The 14,373-nt window shown below is 72.6% G+C and carries 12 protein-coding genes and 1 pseudogene; 8 read left to right on the top strand and 5 right to left on the bottom strand.

Features of this window, described 5'->3' with window-relative positions; translation table 11 throughout:
* Positions 1-1,065 (top strand): annotated as a pseudogene (locus ABZ924_RS17775) (hypothetical protein); the annotation flags it as partial.
* A 15-nt stretch (positions 1,066-1,080) separates the two neighbouring features.
* On the opposite strand, the gene ABZ924_RS17770 reads toward ABZ924_RS17775, so the two are convergent.
* A complete protein-coding gene (locus ABZ924_RS17770) occupies positions 1,081-2,355 on the bottom strand; it encodes an ABC transporter substrate-binding protein (RefSeq protein WP_361910030.1) in 1,275 nt (424 codons plus the stop codon).
* 196 nt (positions 2,356-2,551) lie between these two features.
* Here ABZ924_RS17770 and ABZ924_RS17765 point away from each other — a divergent pair, with 196 nt between their 5' ends.
* Together ABZ924_RS17765 and purU are read left to right on the top strand one after the other, a co-directional pair.
* A complete protein-coding gene (locus ABZ924_RS17765) occupies positions 2,552-2,998 on the top strand; it encodes a hypothetical protein (protein ID WP_361910044.1) in 447 nt (148 codons plus the stop codon).
* A gap of 14 nt (positions 2,999-3,012) precedes the next feature.
* A complete protein-coding gene (gene purU, locus ABZ924_RS17760; RefSeq protein WP_361910027.1) occupies positions 3,013-3,912 on the top strand; it encodes a formyltetrahydrofolate deformylase in 900 nt (299 codons plus the stop codon).
* Between the two features lie 197 nt (positions 3,913-4,109).
* Here the strand turns inward: purU and ABZ924_RS17755 are convergent, their stop codons facing one another.
* Both ABZ924_RS17755 and ABZ924_RS17750 read right to left on the bottom strand, forming a co-directional pair.
* Positions 4,110-5,369 (bottom strand): zf-HC2 domain-containing protein, encoded by a 1,260-nt coding sequence (locus ABZ924_RS17755; RefSeq protein WP_361910024.1) that lies wholly within the window; start codon positions 5,367-5,369, stop codon positions 4,110-4,112.
* On the bottom strand, positions 5,366-5,929 hold the full coding sequence (locus ABZ924_RS17750; RefSeq protein ID WP_361910021.1) for a sigma-70 family RNA polymerase sigma factor: 564 nt from the start codon (positions 5,927-5,929) through the stop codon (positions 5,366-5,368). The genes ABZ924_RS17755 and ABZ924_RS17750 overlap by 4 nt, the downstream gene beginning before the upstream one ends.
* A gap of 311 nt (positions 5,930-6,240) precedes the next feature.
* Here ABZ924_RS17750 and ABZ924_RS17745 point away from each other — a divergent pair, with 311 nt between their 5' ends.
* Positions 6,241-6,759 (top strand): EF-hand domain-containing protein, encoded by a 519-nt coding sequence (locus ABZ924_RS17745; protein ID WP_361910019.1) that lies wholly within the window; start codon positions 6,241-6,243, stop codon positions 6,757-6,759.
* Positions 6,760-6,858: 99 nt separating this feature from the next.
* On the opposite strand, the gene ABZ924_RS17740 is transcribed toward ABZ924_RS17745, so the two are convergent.
* Entirely contained in the window at positions 6,859-8,133 is a 1,275-nt protein-coding gene (locus ABZ924_RS17740; protein WP_361910016.1) for an acyltransferase, read from the bottom strand.
* A 180-nt stretch (positions 8,134-8,313) separates the two neighbouring features.
* On the bottom strand, positions 8,314-9,849 hold the full coding sequence (locus ABZ924_RS17735; protein ID WP_361910013.1) for an AMP-binding protein: 1,536 nt from the start codon (positions 9,847-9,849) through the stop codon (positions 8,314-8,316).
* Positions 9,850-10,004: 155 nt separating this feature from the next.
* Between ABZ924_RS17735 and ABZ924_RS17730 the strand changes: the two genes are divergently transcribed.
* From ABZ924_RS17730 to ABZ924_RS17715, 4 genes are all read left to right on the top strand, one after another.
* Positions 10,005-11,192 carry an amidohydrolase family protein gene (locus ABZ924_RS17730; RefSeq protein ID WP_361910010.1) on the top strand — a complete coding sequence of 396 codons (1,188 nt, stop codon included), beginning with the start codon at positions 10,005-10,007 and terminating at the stop codon, positions 11,190-11,192.
* Entirely contained in the window at positions 11,192-12,346 is a 1,155-nt protein-coding gene (locus ABZ924_RS17725) for an acyl-CoA dehydrogenase (protein WP_361910007.1), read from the top strand. Before ABZ924_RS17730 ends, ABZ924_RS17725 begins: the two co-directional genes overlap by 1 nt.
* A gap of 5 nt (positions 12,347-12,351) precedes the next feature.
* Positions 12,352-13,404 carry an acyl-CoA dehydrogenase family protein gene (locus ABZ924_RS17720; protein WP_361910004.1) on the top strand — a complete coding sequence of 351 codons (1,053 nt, stop codon included), beginning with the start codon at positions 12,352-12,354 and terminating at the stop codon, positions 13,402-13,404.
* A 322-nt stretch (positions 13,405-13,726) separates the two neighbouring features.
* On the top strand, positions 13,727-14,257 hold the full coding sequence (locus tag ABZ924_RS17715; RefSeq protein ID WP_361910001.1) for an ATP-binding protein: 531 nt from the start codon (positions 13,727-13,729) through the stop codon (positions 14,255-14,257).
* Positions 14,258-14,373 lie beyond the last annotated feature (116 nt).

Below are 14,373 nucleotides of genomic sequence, written 5' to 3'. Positions count from 1 at the left end.
CACGACGAGGCCGCCACGCAGTACATCCCGCCGGTTCCGGCCGGGCCCGCGGCGCCCGGGCACGACGAGGCCGCCACGCAGTACATCCCGCCCGTTCCGGCCGGGCCCGCGGCGCCCGGGCACGACGAGGCCGCCACGCAGTACATCCCGCCCGTGACCGACGGGCTCGACGGCTTCGACGGGCTGTTCCGCGGTGACGCCGGCAGCGACGGGCACACCCAGCAGCTGCCTCCGATCCAGGAGCCGGTGCTGCGGCAGCAGCAGCCGCGCCCGTACCCGCCGCGCGGGAGCGGGCAGGGCCCCGTACCCGCACCGGCCCAGCAGCAGTTCCGCCAGCAGCCGCCCCCGCAGGGCCCCCCGCAGCAGCAGTTCGCGCCGCCGCCCCCGCCCGAGGCGGCCCGGCGGGTGCCGCCGGCCGTCATCGCGGCGGTGGTCATCGGCCTGGCCGTGGTCGGACTCGGCGTGGGCGCGCTGCTCAGCGACGGCAAGAAGCAGAACAACGACCCCGCCGCCGCGGCCGCCACCCCCTCGGCCGGCAGCTCGGCCGCGGCCGCCGGCGAGGCGCCCGTGGACCCGGCGAAGTCCCAGGCCGTCCAGCTGGACAAGCTCCTCGCGGACAGCAACGACAGCCGGGCCTCCGTGATCAAGGCCGTCGACGACATCAAGGCCTGCCGCAACCTGGACTCGGCGGCCGACGACCTGCGCGACGCGGCCCGCCAGCGCGAGGAGCTCGTCACCCGCCTCCAGGACGTCACGATGGACCAGCTCCCGGACAACCAGAAGCTGTCCGCCGCCCTGACCAAGGCCTGGAAGGCCTCCGCGGACGCCGACAACAGCTACGCGGCCTGGGCGGACGACATCGGCGGCGGTGGCGGCGACGGCAAGGGGGACAAGGGCGACAAGAAGGGCGGCTGCAAGGACGGCCACGCCAGGAGCACCGGCAACTCGACCGCGGGCGACAGGTCCAGCGCCGAGGCGACCCGGGCGAAGGAGTCGGCCGCGACCATGTGGAACACGATCGCGGCCAAGTACGCCCTCACCAAGCGCGACAAGTCACAGCTGTAGCTCCCGTGGCGTCCGTCACGCCGGGCGGGGGCTCTGCTCCAGGGTCGCGGTCATGTCCATCGACGCCTCGCCCTGCTGGGCGACGAGCCGGCCGGACTGGACGACCTGGAAGGTGACCCGCGCGTTCACGACGCGCGGGAAGTCGGCGAGGGCCCGCATGTCCTGGTAGCGCCAGCTCAGGTCCGGGGTCAGTCCGCCGGTCCTGACCGGTTCCCCCTGGTTCAGCATGCGCGCCAGCTTGCGGGGGGTGACGGCCTCGCCGGACTTGAACCGCTTGAGGGTCTCGCTCAGCACGGTGTACGCGATCCAGGTGGTCTGGGTCCCGCTGTCGGCGGGGTCCACGGCGTTGTCGGCGAAGGCGTGGTCGGCGATCACCTTCCGCATCGGATCCCACAGCGGGTCGGTGGCCACCGGGTACCAGCCGGTGACGTACGCGCCCTCGAAGGGGCTCTCCCGGCCGCCGGTGCGGTCGACGAGGGCCTGGCTGACACTGCCCAGGACCGAGGAGATCTGCGGGTTCTTGTGCTTGTCGTCGACGCGGCGGAACGCGTCGAAGAACGTTTCGGTGTGCTGGCCGAGCACCGCCGTGACGCAGCCGCGGTCCTTGCCGCCGGAGGAGCCGGCCAGGGCGGCGCGGGCCTCGGAGGTGTAGTCGGAGGAGTCCTCGGCGGCGCGGATGTCGTCGGCGTCGCCCATCTTGTTGGCCCGCAGTCCGGCATTGAGCAGGACCGGCATCGAGTCGGCGGCGAGCGTGTCGGGCCGGACCAGGGCGACCTTGCTGCAGGCGCGGCCGAGCTGGTGGCCGGCGCCCGCGAGGAGCGCCGGCTGGCCACCGTTGACGGGGTAGGAGAGGCTGCTCTGGAACTCCTCCGAGGAGACCCCGTACCCGCCGATGAAGGGGATGCCCTCGGCTTCCAGGGGGGCCATGAAGGCGCGCCCGTGCTGGCTGTAGGAGCCGACGACGGCGACGGCCTTCTCGGCCACGGCCTTGCGGGCGCAGTCGGCGGCGCCGGTCGTCGTGTTCTTCTCGTTGCAGGTGATGACGCGGAGTTTGTGGCCGTTGATCCCGCCGCGGGAGTTGACCCAGCCCTCGTACGCCTTGGCCATTCCGGGCATTCCCGGCATATTGGTGGCCTTGGTGTCCTGCGGGGCGAAGGTCATGACCGTGAGGGTGTCCTCGGAGCCCCCCGAGCCACCGGGGAGCACTCCGCATCCGGCGATGAGACACGCCCCTGCCAACGCTGCAATCGCCGTACGGGTCAAGGGTGTTGCGTGTCGCCATTTGGTCATGTCCCAGCACCATTCCGCCCCACGGGTAACTGAGGAGTGAGATGGACACAACAAAGGGTGACGTGCAGGTGAACTGCGGGGGCGCACTCCCGCCCAGGTGCCTCAAGATCGCGCCAGACCGGAACGTACGATCGAAAGCGTGACATTCGCCCAAGGTTCGAAGAACTCTTCCCGACGCGGCGGCCGCTCCTCCACCATGGGCGGCATGCCCCTGAACGACATGCCGTGGTGGCGCTGGCGCACGAACGTGCGCTCGGCGCTGCACATGCTCTCCGACCCGGCCTTCCACGAGGAGGTCTGGCTCGCCGGTGTCGAGGGATACGGGGACGTCACCGACGCCGTGTACCGGCTCGTCGAGGACACCTGGCTCGACAGCTGGTCCGCCGAGAAGTACGTCGGCACGATCTTCCGGGACTCCCAGGAGGCCACCCTCGTCGACGTCGCCGTCCTGCGGGTGCTCCGGATCCTGCACCAGGTCGGGCCCGACGCCCACGTCTCCGCCTACCTCGAGCACCACGCCTGGCCCGAGGCCGTCCGCGCCGCGCGCGAGGCGCACGTACGGCTGGCCCAGGCGGACGGGGACGATCCGGACGCGGCGCCCCGCTCGCTGGAACTGCTGAGGATCCTCACCCGCGCGGTGTGAAAGGCTGTGGGGTCATGAGCGACGACCCGCACACCCAGGCCCAGGCCGAGGCCGGGGCCGAGGCCCCCCAGCAGTACGTACTGACCCTGTCCTGCCCCGACAAGCAGGGCATCGTGCACGCCGTGTCCAGTTACCTGTTCATGACCGGGTGCAACATCGAGGACAGCCGGCAGTTCGGAGACCACGACACCGGCCTGTTCTTCATGCGGGTCCACTTCTCGGCCGCTGCGCCGGTGACCCTGGAGAAGCTGCGGGCCAGCTTCGCCGCCATCGGGGACTCGTTCCGGATGGACTGGCAGATCCACCGCTCCGACGACCGGATGCGGATCGTGCTGATGGTGTCGAAGTTCGGGCACTGCCTGAACGACCTGCTGTTCCGGACGCGGATCGGGGCGCTGCCGGTGGAGATCGCGGCCGTGGTCTCGAACCACACCGATTTCGCGGAGCTGGTGAAGTCGTACGACATCCCCTTCCACCACATCCCGGTGACGAAGGAGACGAAGGCGGAGGCGGAGCAGCAGCTGCTGGACCTGGTCCGGGCGGAGGGCGTGGAGCTCGTGGTCCTGGCCCGGTACATGCAGGTCCTGTCGGACACGCTGTGCAAGGAGCTGAGCGGGCGGATCATCAACATCCACCACTCCTTCCTGCCGAGCTTCAAGGGCGCGAAGCCGTACCACCAGGCGCATGCGCGGGGTGTGAAGCTGATCGGTGCCACCGCCCACTACGTGACGGCCGACCTGGACGAGGGGCCGATCATCGAGCAGGAGGTCGAGCGGGTCGGGCACGAGGTCACCCCCGACCAGCTGGTGGCGATCGGGCGCGACGTGGAGTGCCAGGCGCTGGCGCGGGCCGTGAAGTGGCACAGCGAACACCGGGTCCTCCTCAACGGCACCCGCACGGTCGTCTTCGCCTGACCCGGCAATTTCAGCCTCGCCGGCGAGGCTGAAACCGCCGGTCCCTCGGCTGCCGCTTGGCAGGACGCCGGGGTCGGCCAATCCAGCCCCGCCGGCGTTTGAGTGGGGGTCCCCCCGGACGGAGTCTGGGGGAGGGTCCGGGCGGAGCCCGGTGCCCGGCGGAGCTGGGTTCTCCTCGGCCGGCCGGGGGCCAGGGGCTAGAGGCGGCTCAAGGAGGCGGCGGCGAAGAGGACGTCCCTGATGGCTTCGCGGTCGCCGTGTTGGCCCACGGCGGCCTCCTCCGGCGAGATGTGGCCCGCGGCCAACTGGCAGAACTCGGCCCCGTCCAGCGCGATCTGCGCCACCGTGTGCTCCGCCGACGGCTTCGCGGCCGGTGAGTCCAGCGCGATGTCCCAGCTGCCGCCGCCCGCGCCCTCGATCTCCAGGTGCAGGGTCCGGCCGGGCGCCCCGGCCGCGACCAGGCTCCGCGCCGGGGCGGCCAGCCCGGCCCGCCTCCGGTGCGCGAGCGCACTCGGCAGGAGCCGCGCCGCCAGGTCGATCATCCGGTTCAGGTGCGGCCCCGACGGCGGGTCGTACGGGTAGTCCACCGCCTCCGCGATGTCCCACGCGTGGACCCAGCACTCGAAGGCCCGCTCGAGGAACGCGTCCCCGAGCGGCAGCGCGAACACCCCGTAGTCCACCGACAGCTCGGCCACGCCCCGCCCGGCGAACGACACCGTCCGCACGAGGGTGTGCCCCTGCTCCCGCCACGGCTCGCGGACCTGCCGGGTCAGCGGGCCGGCGGCGGAGTTCCAGTAGTGCTCCGTGCGGGCCGTCGTACCGCCCGACTCCGGTGCCTGCGGTCCCAACGGGTCGTCCAGGCCGAGGGCGGTGGCGACCATCCCGTCGACCGTGAGCAGGTGCCCGATCACCCCGGCGACCGTCGTCCGGCGCGTCTGGCGCCGTTCTTCCTCGAACCACTTCAGCCGTACGGGCGTTTCCCACTCGGAGTCGCCGAAGTCCCGCAGCAGCGCGTCGAGCCGCGCGGTCTCGGTGTCGTACGGGCTCGCCCACACCGGGACCGGGATGCGGGCGGGCCGCTTGCCGAGGCAGTCCTCCAGGACCCGCGACCGCAGCAGCGGCTTCAGGTCGAGGCTCTCCTCCGGGTGCAGCAGGCCCACCGCGTCCCGCAGTCGCAGCGCCTCCTCCGCGCAGGGCGCGCACTCGGTGAGGTGCTCCTCCACGGCCTGGGTCTCCTCGGCGGAGCAGGCGGCCAGCGCCCACGCGCCGAGGAGGGACTTCAGGACGGCGTGCGAGCGCGGCGGGGCCGGCGCGGCCACCGCTTCCACCGGCTTGCGCACCGGCGGCGCGAACCGTGCGTCCAGGTCGTCGGCGGCCCACCGCGGACCCGGTATGCGCGGCGGTCCGCCGGGCTGCTGCTCGTCGTGGCCGTCGGGCGACTCGGCGGGGCCGTTCATCGGGGACTTCCGTATCCGGGCGGGGCGGCGTCCTCCTGAGGGAGGGCGTTTGCGGTCGACAGCAGCTGGAGCCCCAGGCGCAGTCGGCGCCGGGCCTCGTCCTCGCTGATCTGCAGGTCGGCGGCGGCCTGCCGGTAGTCGCGGCGCTTGAAGTAGGCCAGTTCCAGGGCGGCCCGCAGCGGCGCCGGCATGGACGTGACGATGTAGTCGGCGCGCGCGGCGGCGTTGGCGCTGCGCACCTTCTGCTCCAGCTCCTCGCGCGAGCCGCGGCCCAGTTCGGCCTGGCGGAGCCGGGCGACGGCCTGGCCCTGCGTGATGCGGGCGACCCAGGAGCGCATGGAGCCCTGCTTGGGGTCGTACGCGTCCGGGTTCTCCCAGATGTAGCCGAACACCTCGCGGGTGATCCGGTCCGCGGCCTTCTCGTCGCCCAGTACCCGGTGCGCCAGGCTGTGCACGAGCGAGGCGAAGCGGTCGTACAGCTCCCCGAGCGCGGCGGCCTCGCCGCGGGCGAGGCGCTGCTGCATGCGGCGGTCCCACCGCGGTGGTACGTCCTTCGGCATAGTGCCCCCAGCCGTGTGTCGACGCATCGAATGTAATGGGCACGAGCCGGTGCGCGCCCGTTTTGGGAGAAGCTCCCCCTGGAAGAGTGCCCAGCGTGCTAGCACCGGCGCGGTCCGTGAACGGTGGGCCGGGCCGCGGCACATGGGGCGGCGGTGCGCACGGGTGTACGCGCCCCGCCGCGCTTCCCGTGCGCGGGTTCGATGCAGCCGCCTCCTTGCCGGCTCGGCTTAACGCTCAGGCCGGAAAGGGCTTACGCTCCTGGCTTGTCTTGAACTGCCCCCCACCGCACACGTGAAGGCGGACCCCGAACATGGACAGCGCAGAATACGAGCGCAAGATCGCCGCCCGATTCGCCACCTTCGACCAGGACGGCAACGGATATATCGACCGCGAGGACTTCAGTGCGGCCGCCCGGGCGGTACTGGCCGAATTCGGCGTCACCGCACGGTCGGACAAGGGCCAGGACCTCTTCGCGGGCGCCGAGGCGTTCTGGCAGGGGATGGCCGGGATCGCGGACGTCGACGGGGACCAGCGGGTGACCCGCGAGGAGTACATCACCGGGGCGGCGAAGCGGCTGCGGGACAACCCGCAGCGGTTCGCGGAGATCGCGCGGCCGTTCCTGCACGCGGTGATCGCGGTGGCGGACGCGGACGGCGCGGGCCCGACCCCGGAGGCCGCGGCCCGCGTCCTGCGCGTGCTCGGCACGCCGGCGGAGCTCGCCGGGCGGATCGCGGCGGCCCTGGACGCGGACGGCGACGGCCGCATCCGGGAGGAGGAGATCCTGGCGGCGTTCGCCGGCTACTGCGGCGTCGAGGCCCCGGACGCCTGACCTCCGGTCACCTGCCCGGGACGCCCAGGACCGGGGCGTCCGAGTCCCCCGGCGACCGCAGACCGCCGGGGGACTCGTGTGCATCGCGGGGGTGCGGGGCTACCGCCCCGCGCTCGCCGTCGCGGCCGGCTCCTGCTGCAGGGCTTCGGCCGGGGCCGAAGCCGGCTCCGCGCCCGCCGCCCCGCGCGGCTGCGGCACGGCCGGGAGGCCGGAGCGGCCGAGGTCCTTCCACCGCATCGCGGGGCGTTCGACGAGGTGCCAGGAGAGCGCCGCCGCGACGAGCGTGCCGGCCACGCAGAGGCCGAGGTAGGCGGCGAAGCCCCAGCGGGCCCCGCCGAGCGCGGCGACGGACTGCTCCACGACGAACCCGTAGATGTAGATGCCGTACGAGTAGTCGTTCTTGCGGCCGATCCTCCGCAGCGGCTCCGGCAGCCGGATGGCGAGCCACAGCAGCACGTAGGCGAAGGCCGGCACACCGAGGACGAAGAACCAGCCGTAGTGCAGGGTGGTGGCCATCACCAGGGCGCTCAGCACGGCCAGCGGCGCGCTGACCGGGATCCGCTCCTTGTAGACCTCGATGAGCATGCCGATGGCGAAGGCGAAGCCGAGGTAGCAGACCCACCTCACGACCCAGCCGCCGACGACGGCCACGGGGGCGCCGGCCGGGGACTCGATCGAGCTCACCAGGGGGTTGTCGAGGGCCTCGTCCACCAGGTAGCAGCCCAGGACCACGGCGACCGCGAGGACGGCGCGCCGGGCGCGGACCAGGCCGCCGGCCCGGGCCCCGGCGAGGGCGAGCAGGGCGACGCCGAGGTAGCACAGGACCTCGTACTCCAGGGACCACAGCGCCCCGTCGAAGCTGTTGTTGTGGGCGAGGCCCTTCTGCTGGGCCGTCTCCAGGACGCCGGAGATGCCCCATTGGTGCACCCGGATCGCGAAGTTGTTGCGGAGGTAGTCGAACGGCCCGGCCTCGTGGTGCCAGAAGCCGGACAGGCCGCCGTGCGCCCGCCGGTACAGGAAGGGCGCCACTGCGCAGGCCGTCACGAGCAGGCACACCCACAGCCCCGGCAGCAGGCGCAGGGCGCGGTGCCAGAGGAAGCGGCCGACCGGGAGCCGGTTGCCGCTGCGGGTGACGAGGATGCCGGACAGGACGAAGAAGCCGATGACCGACAGCTTGCCCATGTCGGTCTGTCCGCCGGTGAACTGCTGCCCGAATTCGCGCTGTCCGAAACCGAGGATGCGGGCGTGGGAGAGGACCACCGCGGAGGCCAGCACCAGCCGGAGCAGGCCGAGGCTGTTGTCCCGGCCGGAGAACAGTTCCGCGACGCTGCCTTTGGACCAGCGCGGACGGCCGGGGCTGGTGGTGACGCTCACGCGCATGACGCCTTTCGAGAACGGGACCCGACGGGGCGCTCTGCTCGATGTGTAAAGGACGCACAATTGTGACATGTGCGTGTCTGGACGTGCCCCCGGACCGTAGGCAACCGGACACTCCCGCACGGCCCGCGACCGGCCCCGCACCGGCCGCCAACCGGCCCCCGGAACGCCGGAATCCTAGGCGAAGCGCTCGCGGAGTTTGTACTTCAGCACCTTGCGCAGGGTCTCGTTGCGCGGGAGTGCCTCGACCAGCTCCAGTTGCTCGGGCAGCTTGTGCGGGGACAGTCCCTGGCTGCGCAGGTACGCCGTCACCCGGTGCAGGGTCAGGGGGGCCGCGCCCGCGGGCTGCTCGACGACCGCGCAGACGCGTTCGCCGCGCTCGGGGTCGGGCAGGCCGATCACGGCCGCGTCGCCGACGCCGGGGAGGCGGTGCAGGAGGTCCTCTATCTCCTTCGCGGAGATGTTCTCGCCCTTGCGGATGATCACGTCCTTGCTGCGGCCGGTGAGGACCAGGTACCCGTCGGCCGTCAGGTGTCCGAGGTCGCCGGTGACGAGGAAGCCGTCCGCGTCGAAGGCCTCGGCGGTGGCGCGCGCGTCGAGGTAGCCCCGGCAGACGGCCTCCCCGCGCAGTCGGACCTCGCCGTCGGTGCCGGCGGGCAGCGGTTTGCCCCCGGCGTCGGTGATGCGGATCTCCATGCCGGCGGGCGGCCGGCCCTCGGTGCCGGCCAGGTGCTCGGCGGTGTCGTCGGGCGAGCCCATGGTGATCATCGGGACTTCGGTCATGCCGTAGCCGTGGGTGAGCCCGCAGCCCAGCTCGCGCACGACGGCGTGGTAGAGCTCCGGCGGCTTGGGGGCGCCGCCGCCCGCGAGCAGGCGCAGGGTGGGGATCAGCTTCCGGGACGGGTCCTTGCGCTGCTCGGCGAGGAACATCGAGTAGAAGGCGGTGGAGCCGCCCGCGACCGTGACCCCGTGGCGCCGGTAGCCGTCCAGCGCCTCGGGCAGCGCGAACTTCTCGAAGAGCACGGCCGGGAACCCGTACAGCAGCAGCATCACCAGGTAGTCGGGCCCGCCGATGTGCGCGTACGGGAAGGCGATCGAGCCCACGTCGTCGGCGCCGAGGTGCAGGGCGTGGGCCAGGCAGGAGCCGCCGGCGATCAGGGAGCGGTCGGTGTGCAGGACGCCCTTGGGGTCCGAGGTGGTGCCGGAGGTCCAGTAGATCCAGCGTACGGAGGTCCCGTCGGCCGGTGGCGGGGGCAGGACGGCCGGATCGCCCTCGGGCAGGGTGTCGTACGCCTCGAAGACGCCCGGGGCCCCGAGCCGGCGGGCCATCGCGGTGTGGTCGAAGCCGCGCCACGCGCCGGGCACGGCGAAGTGCTCGGCCCCGGACTCGCGCAGGGCGAAGCCCACCTCGCGGTCGCGGTAGAAGGGGATGACCGGGGACTGGACGGCGCCGAGCCGGGCCAGGGCCAGGGAGAGCAGCACGGTCTCGATGCGGGTGGGCAGCTGCCAGGCGACGACGGTGCCGGGGCGCACGCCCCGCTCGTACAGTCCGGCGGCGGTGCGCTCGGCGCGCGCCCGCAGCTCCCCGAAGCCGATGCGGCGTCCGCCGTCGGCCTCGATCAGGACCGGGGCGCCGGGGGTGAGCGCGGCCCGGCGCTCGACCAGCTCCCACAGGGTGGGGGACTGTGCCAGCTCTCTCGCGGTGTCCGCCATGCCGGGCGACCTCCGTGCTCCGTGAACCGGTTATCCGATCTGACATGTCGTCAGATCGGATGGAGAGCGTAGGGCTCCGGCGCTTGTCGGTCCAGGGGTCGCGGGGCTAGGTTGTTTCTGACGATCCATCAGAAACGGTTGTGTTGGGGGACCCCATGGAACTGCCTCGGATCATCAGCGTCGACGACCACGTGATCGAACCGGCGCACCTCTTCGAGACCTGGCTCCCCGCCAAGTACCGCGACCGGGGACCGCAGCCGCTGACCGCCGGCATCGGAGAGCTCCAGTACGTCGGCGGCAAGTACCAGATCACGATGGACCCGGACGGCCCGCCCACCGACTGGTGGATCTACGAGGACCTGAAGTTCCCGTACAAGCGCAACATCGCCGCCGTCGGCTTCGACCGCGACGACATGACCCTGGAGGGCATCACCCGCGCCGAGATGCGCCGTGGCTGCTGGGACCCCAAGGCCCGCCTCGCCGACATGGACCTCAACCACGTCGAGGCCTCCCTGTGCTTCCCCACCTTCCCCCGCTTCTGCGGCCAGACCTTCGCAGAGGCCCGGGACAAGGAGGTCGCCCTCGCCTGCGTGCACGCCTACAACGACTGGATGGTCGAGGAGTGGTGCGGCGACAGCGGCGGCCGGCTGATCCCGCTGTGCATCATCCCCCTCTGGGACATCGACCTGGCCGTCGCCGAGATCCGCCGCAACGCCGCCCGCGGGGTGCGGGCCGTCACCTTCTCCGAGATCCCCACCTACCTCGGCCTTCCCTCCATCCACTCCGGCTACTGGGACCCCTTCTTCGCCGTCTGTCAGGAGACCGGCACCGTCGTCAACATGCACATCGGGTCCTCCTCCCAGATGCCCGCCGCCTCGCCCGACGCGCCGCCCGCCGTCCAGGCCTCGCTGAGCTTCAACAACGCGATGGCCTCGATGATGGACTTCCTCTTCAGCGGGGTGCTGGTGAAGTTCCCGCAGCTCAAGCTCGCCTACAGCGAGGGCCAGATGGGCTGGATCCCGTACGCCCTCGAACGCGCCGACGACGTCTGGCAGGAGCACCGCGCCTGGGGCGGGGTCCGCGACCTGATCCCGGAGCCGCCGTCCACGTACTACTACCGGCAGATGTTCTGCTGCTTCTTCCGCGACAAGCACGGCATCGCCTCGCTCGACGTCGTCGGCCGCGACAACGCCACCTTCGAGACCGACTACCCGCACGTGGACTCGACCTTCCCGCACACCAAGGAGGTCGCCCTCGACCACGTGAAGGGCCTCGACGAGGAGACCGTCCACAAGCTGATGCGCGGCAACGCCATCCGCATGCTCGGCCTGGACCTCGTCTGATGGACCTCTCGTACACCGAGGAGGAGCAGGAGTTCCGCGCGCGGCTGCGCGCCTGGCTCGCCAAGGTGCTGCCCGAGCTGCCGGCCAAGCCCTCGGCGGACGACTGGCCCGGTCGGCGCCGTTACGACCTCGGCTGGCAGCGGCGCCTGTACGACGCCGGCTACGCCGGACTGCACTGGCCCGTCGACGCGGGAGGCCGGGGCGCCACCCCCACCCAGCACCTGATCTTCCTCGAGGAGACCGAGCGGGCCGGCGCCCCCTACGTCGGCGCGAACTTCGTCGGCCTGCTGCACGCCGGCCCGACCATCGCCGCCGAGGGGTCCGCCGGGCAGCGGGCGCGCTGGCTGCCGCCCGTGCTGCGCGGCGACGAGGTGTGGTGCCAGGGCTTCAGCGAGCCCGGCGCCGGCTCCGACCTGGCCTCCTTGCGCACCCGCGCGGTCCGCGACGGCGACGACTACGTGGTCACCGGCTCGAAGATCTGGACCTCCCACGCGGAGGTCGCCGACTGGTGCGAGCTGCTGGTCCGCACCGACCCCGAGGCCCCGAAGCACCGCGGGATCTCCTGGCTGGCCCTGCCGATGGACGCCCCCGGGGTCACCGTCAGGCCGCTGCGCACCCTCGCCGGGTCCGCCGAGTTCGCCGAGGTGTTCCTCGACGAGGTCCGCGTCCCGGTCGCCAATCGCGTCGGCGCCGAGAACGACGGCTGGCGCGTCACCATGGTCACCCTCTCCTTCGAGCGCGGCACCGCCTTCGTCGGCGAGGTGGTGGCCTGCCGGCGCACCCTCGGCGAGCTCGCCCGCGCGGCCCGGGCCAACGGCCGCTGGGACGACCCGGTACTGCGGCGCAGACTGGGCCGGCTGTACGGGGAGTTCGGCGCCCTGTGGCGGCTCACCCAGTGGAACGTCAGCGAGGCGCAGCGCACCGGCGGGGTCCCCGGCACGGGCGGCTCCGTCTTCAAGCTGGCCTACTCGCACGCGCGGCAGGAGCTGTACGAGGCCGCCGCCGAGGTGCTGGGCGCGGGCTCGCTCGCGCTGGAGGAGGAGTGGGTGCGCGAGCGGCTGTCGTCCCTGTCGTACACGATCGCCGCGGGCACCTCGCAGATCCAGCAGAACATCGTCGCCGAGCGGATCCTCGGCCTCCCGAAGGGCCGGTGAGGGCCGTGGACTTCCAGCCGACCGAGGAGCAGCGGGACCTGCGGGCGGGCGTACGGGAGCTGCTCGCGCGGCGGTACGGGCGCGAGGCGCTGCGGGCGGCCGTGGACCGCGGGACCGCGGTCGACCGGGAGCTGTGGCGGGAGCTCGGCGAGGCCGGGTTCTTCGCGCTGCGGCTGCCGGAGGCCGACGGCGGGGTCGGCCTCGGGCTCGCCGAGGCGGTGCTCGTCTTCGAGGAGGCGGGTCGGGCGCTGCTGCCGGGGCCGCTGGTCGCGACGCACCTGGCGGCCGGGGTGGTCCCGGGGGCCTCGGAGGGCACCACCGTGGTGACCGCGTGCGACCTCGACGGGCCGCTGGTGGCCCACCTCGGGGAGGCGGACGCGGTGCTCGGGGCGGGGATCGGGGCGGGGGCCGGGGTGACTGCCGGGGTGGGGGCCCGGGCGGCGCAGCCCGCTTCGGCGTTGCTCCTTTCGGGTGAGCCGGTGCCCTCGGCGGACCCCCTGACCCCGCTGCACCGGGTGCCGGCGCGGCCGGGCCTGCCGGACCCGGGCCCGTACCGCGACGAGGGCGCGCTGCTCACGGCCGCGCTCCAGGTCGGCAGCGCGCTGCGCACAGTGGAGCTGGCGGTGCGGTACGCGAAGGAGCGCGAGCAGTTCGGGCAGCCGATCGGGGCGTTCCAGGCGGTCAAGCACCTGTGCGCGGGGATGCTGGTGCGGGCCGAGGTGGCCCGTACGGCGGTCTACGCGGCGGCGGTCGCGGCGGACGCGGCATCCGGGGCGGACACGGCATCCGGGGCGGGCGAGGGGACGGGCGAGGGGGTGGCCGGGCAGGCAGCGGCGGAGGTCGCGGCGGAGATCGCGGGCGCGAAGCTGCTCGCCGACGAGGCGGCGGTGCGCGGCGCCCGGGACTGCCTCCAGGTGCACGGGGGTATGGGCTTCACCTGGGAGGCCGATGTACACCTGCACCTGAAGCGGGCGTGGGTGCGGGCCGAGCAGTGGCGGACGGCCGCGCAGGCGCAGGAGGCGCTGGCGGCGGAGCTGCTGGCCACCGCGGCGCCGTAGCAGGCTGTGACGAAGGGGGCACGGGTGGGACGAGGCGGGACGCATGTCCGATTACAGAGAGTTGATATCGGTTTGTGTCCTCCGCCCGGCCCCGGGCGACCCGGAGAGAGGGGAGTGCTCCGGTACGCTCCCGGGAATGCGAGCGGTAGCGCGGCGTGAGCGTCGCACAGTATGCACCATGCCTACTCCTTCGCGCTGGAATATGCCCGAAGCGCTTGTTGTGGTGACTGTATGTCAACCATGCTGCTCGGCAAGGGGATCACAGTCGGTGATCCCGTCCTGTCGCGAGGCGAAGTGTCCGCCGGTTCGGATGGTGTGAGCGGTGCAGGTGCTTCAGGTGCAGCTGGAGGTAGGACCGGATCCCGCCGAGGTCGGCCGGGCCCGCCGATGGGCGCGGTCCCGGCTGGCGGGGTGCGGCATAGGGGACGACTCGCCGCTCGCGGAGACCCTGATCCTGCTGATCTCGGAACTCGTCACCAACGCGGTCGTCCACACCGGCTGTCCGGCCGTGCTGCGGATGCTGTTCGGCGAGCCCGGCGTGCGCGTCGAGGTCGCCGACACCAGCGACCGGGCCCCCGCCCGGCGGCAGGCGGCCGGCGACGAGACCAACGGCCGCGGCCTGGAGCTCGTCGACGGGCTCGCCGACCGCTGGGGCTGGCAGCGCGAGGGCGCGGGCAAGCACATCTGGTGCGAGGTCGACCGCCCCGACAAGACCGGGGACGGCGCAGTGGACGACACTGCGGCCGACACTGCGAACGGCTCGGCAGAAGGCTCCGCAAACGGCTCGGCGAACGTCTCGGGGCGGCCCCGCGAAACATATCGGTCGATCCGGGAACCGCGCGTGTACCTCTAACGAGGTGTTGACGGTTCGTCAACTGTTGATCACCCTTGTGTTGAGCGATTCGTCGCGAGGGGACGCCAAGGGCAGACCTTGACGAGTGCGGGTCGTGGGGTGGCGGCTGCCGTGCC

The sequence above is a fragment of the Streptomyces sp. NPDC046876 genome, assembly GCF_040645035.1.
Taxonomy (GTDB): domain Bacteria; phylum Actinomycetota; class Actinomycetes; order Streptomycetales; family Streptomycetaceae; genus Streptomyces.
The sequence above is the reverse complement of the archived record's forward strand: the minus strand, read 5'-3'. Positions and strand labels throughout refer to the sequence as shown.

Bases quoted from the DNA above. Each gene is read 5' to 3' on its own strand.
- ABZ924_RS17745 (WP_361910019.1), top strand. From the start codon at position 6,241: ATGGACAGCGCAGAATACGAGCGCAAGATCGCCGCCCGATTCGCCACC.
- ABZ924_RS17765 (WP_361910044.1), top strand. From the start codon at position 2,552: ATGGGCGGCATGCCCCTGAACGACATGCCGTGGTGGCGCTGGCGCACG.
- ABZ924_RS17770 (WP_361910030.1), bottom strand. From the start codon at position 2,355: ATGACCAAATGGCGACACGCAACACCCTTGACCCGTACGGCGATTGCA.
- ABZ924_RS17755 (WP_361910024.1), bottom strand. From the start codon at position 5,369: ATGAACGGCCCCGCCGAGTCGCCCGACGGCCACGACGAGCAGCAGCCC.
- ABZ924_RS17750 (WP_361910021.1), bottom strand. From the start codon at position 5,929: ATGCCGAAGGACGTACCACCGCGGTGGGACCGCCGCATGCAGCAGCGC.
- ABZ924_RS17725 (WP_361910007.1), top strand. From the start codon at position 11,192: ATGGACCTCTCGTACACCGAGGAGGAGCAGGAGTTCCGCGCGCGGCTG.
- ABZ924_RS17735 (WP_361910013.1), bottom strand. From the start codon at position 9,849: ATGGCGGACACCGCGAGAGAGCTGGCACAGTCCCCCACCCTGTGGGAG.
- purU (WP_361910027.1), top strand. From the start codon at position 3,013: ATGAGCGACGACCCGCACACCCAGGCCCAGGCCGAGGCCGGGGCCGAG.
- ABZ924_RS17730 (WP_361910010.1), top strand. From the start codon at position 10,005: ATGGAACTGCCTCGGATCATCAGCGTCGACGACCACGTGATCGAACCG.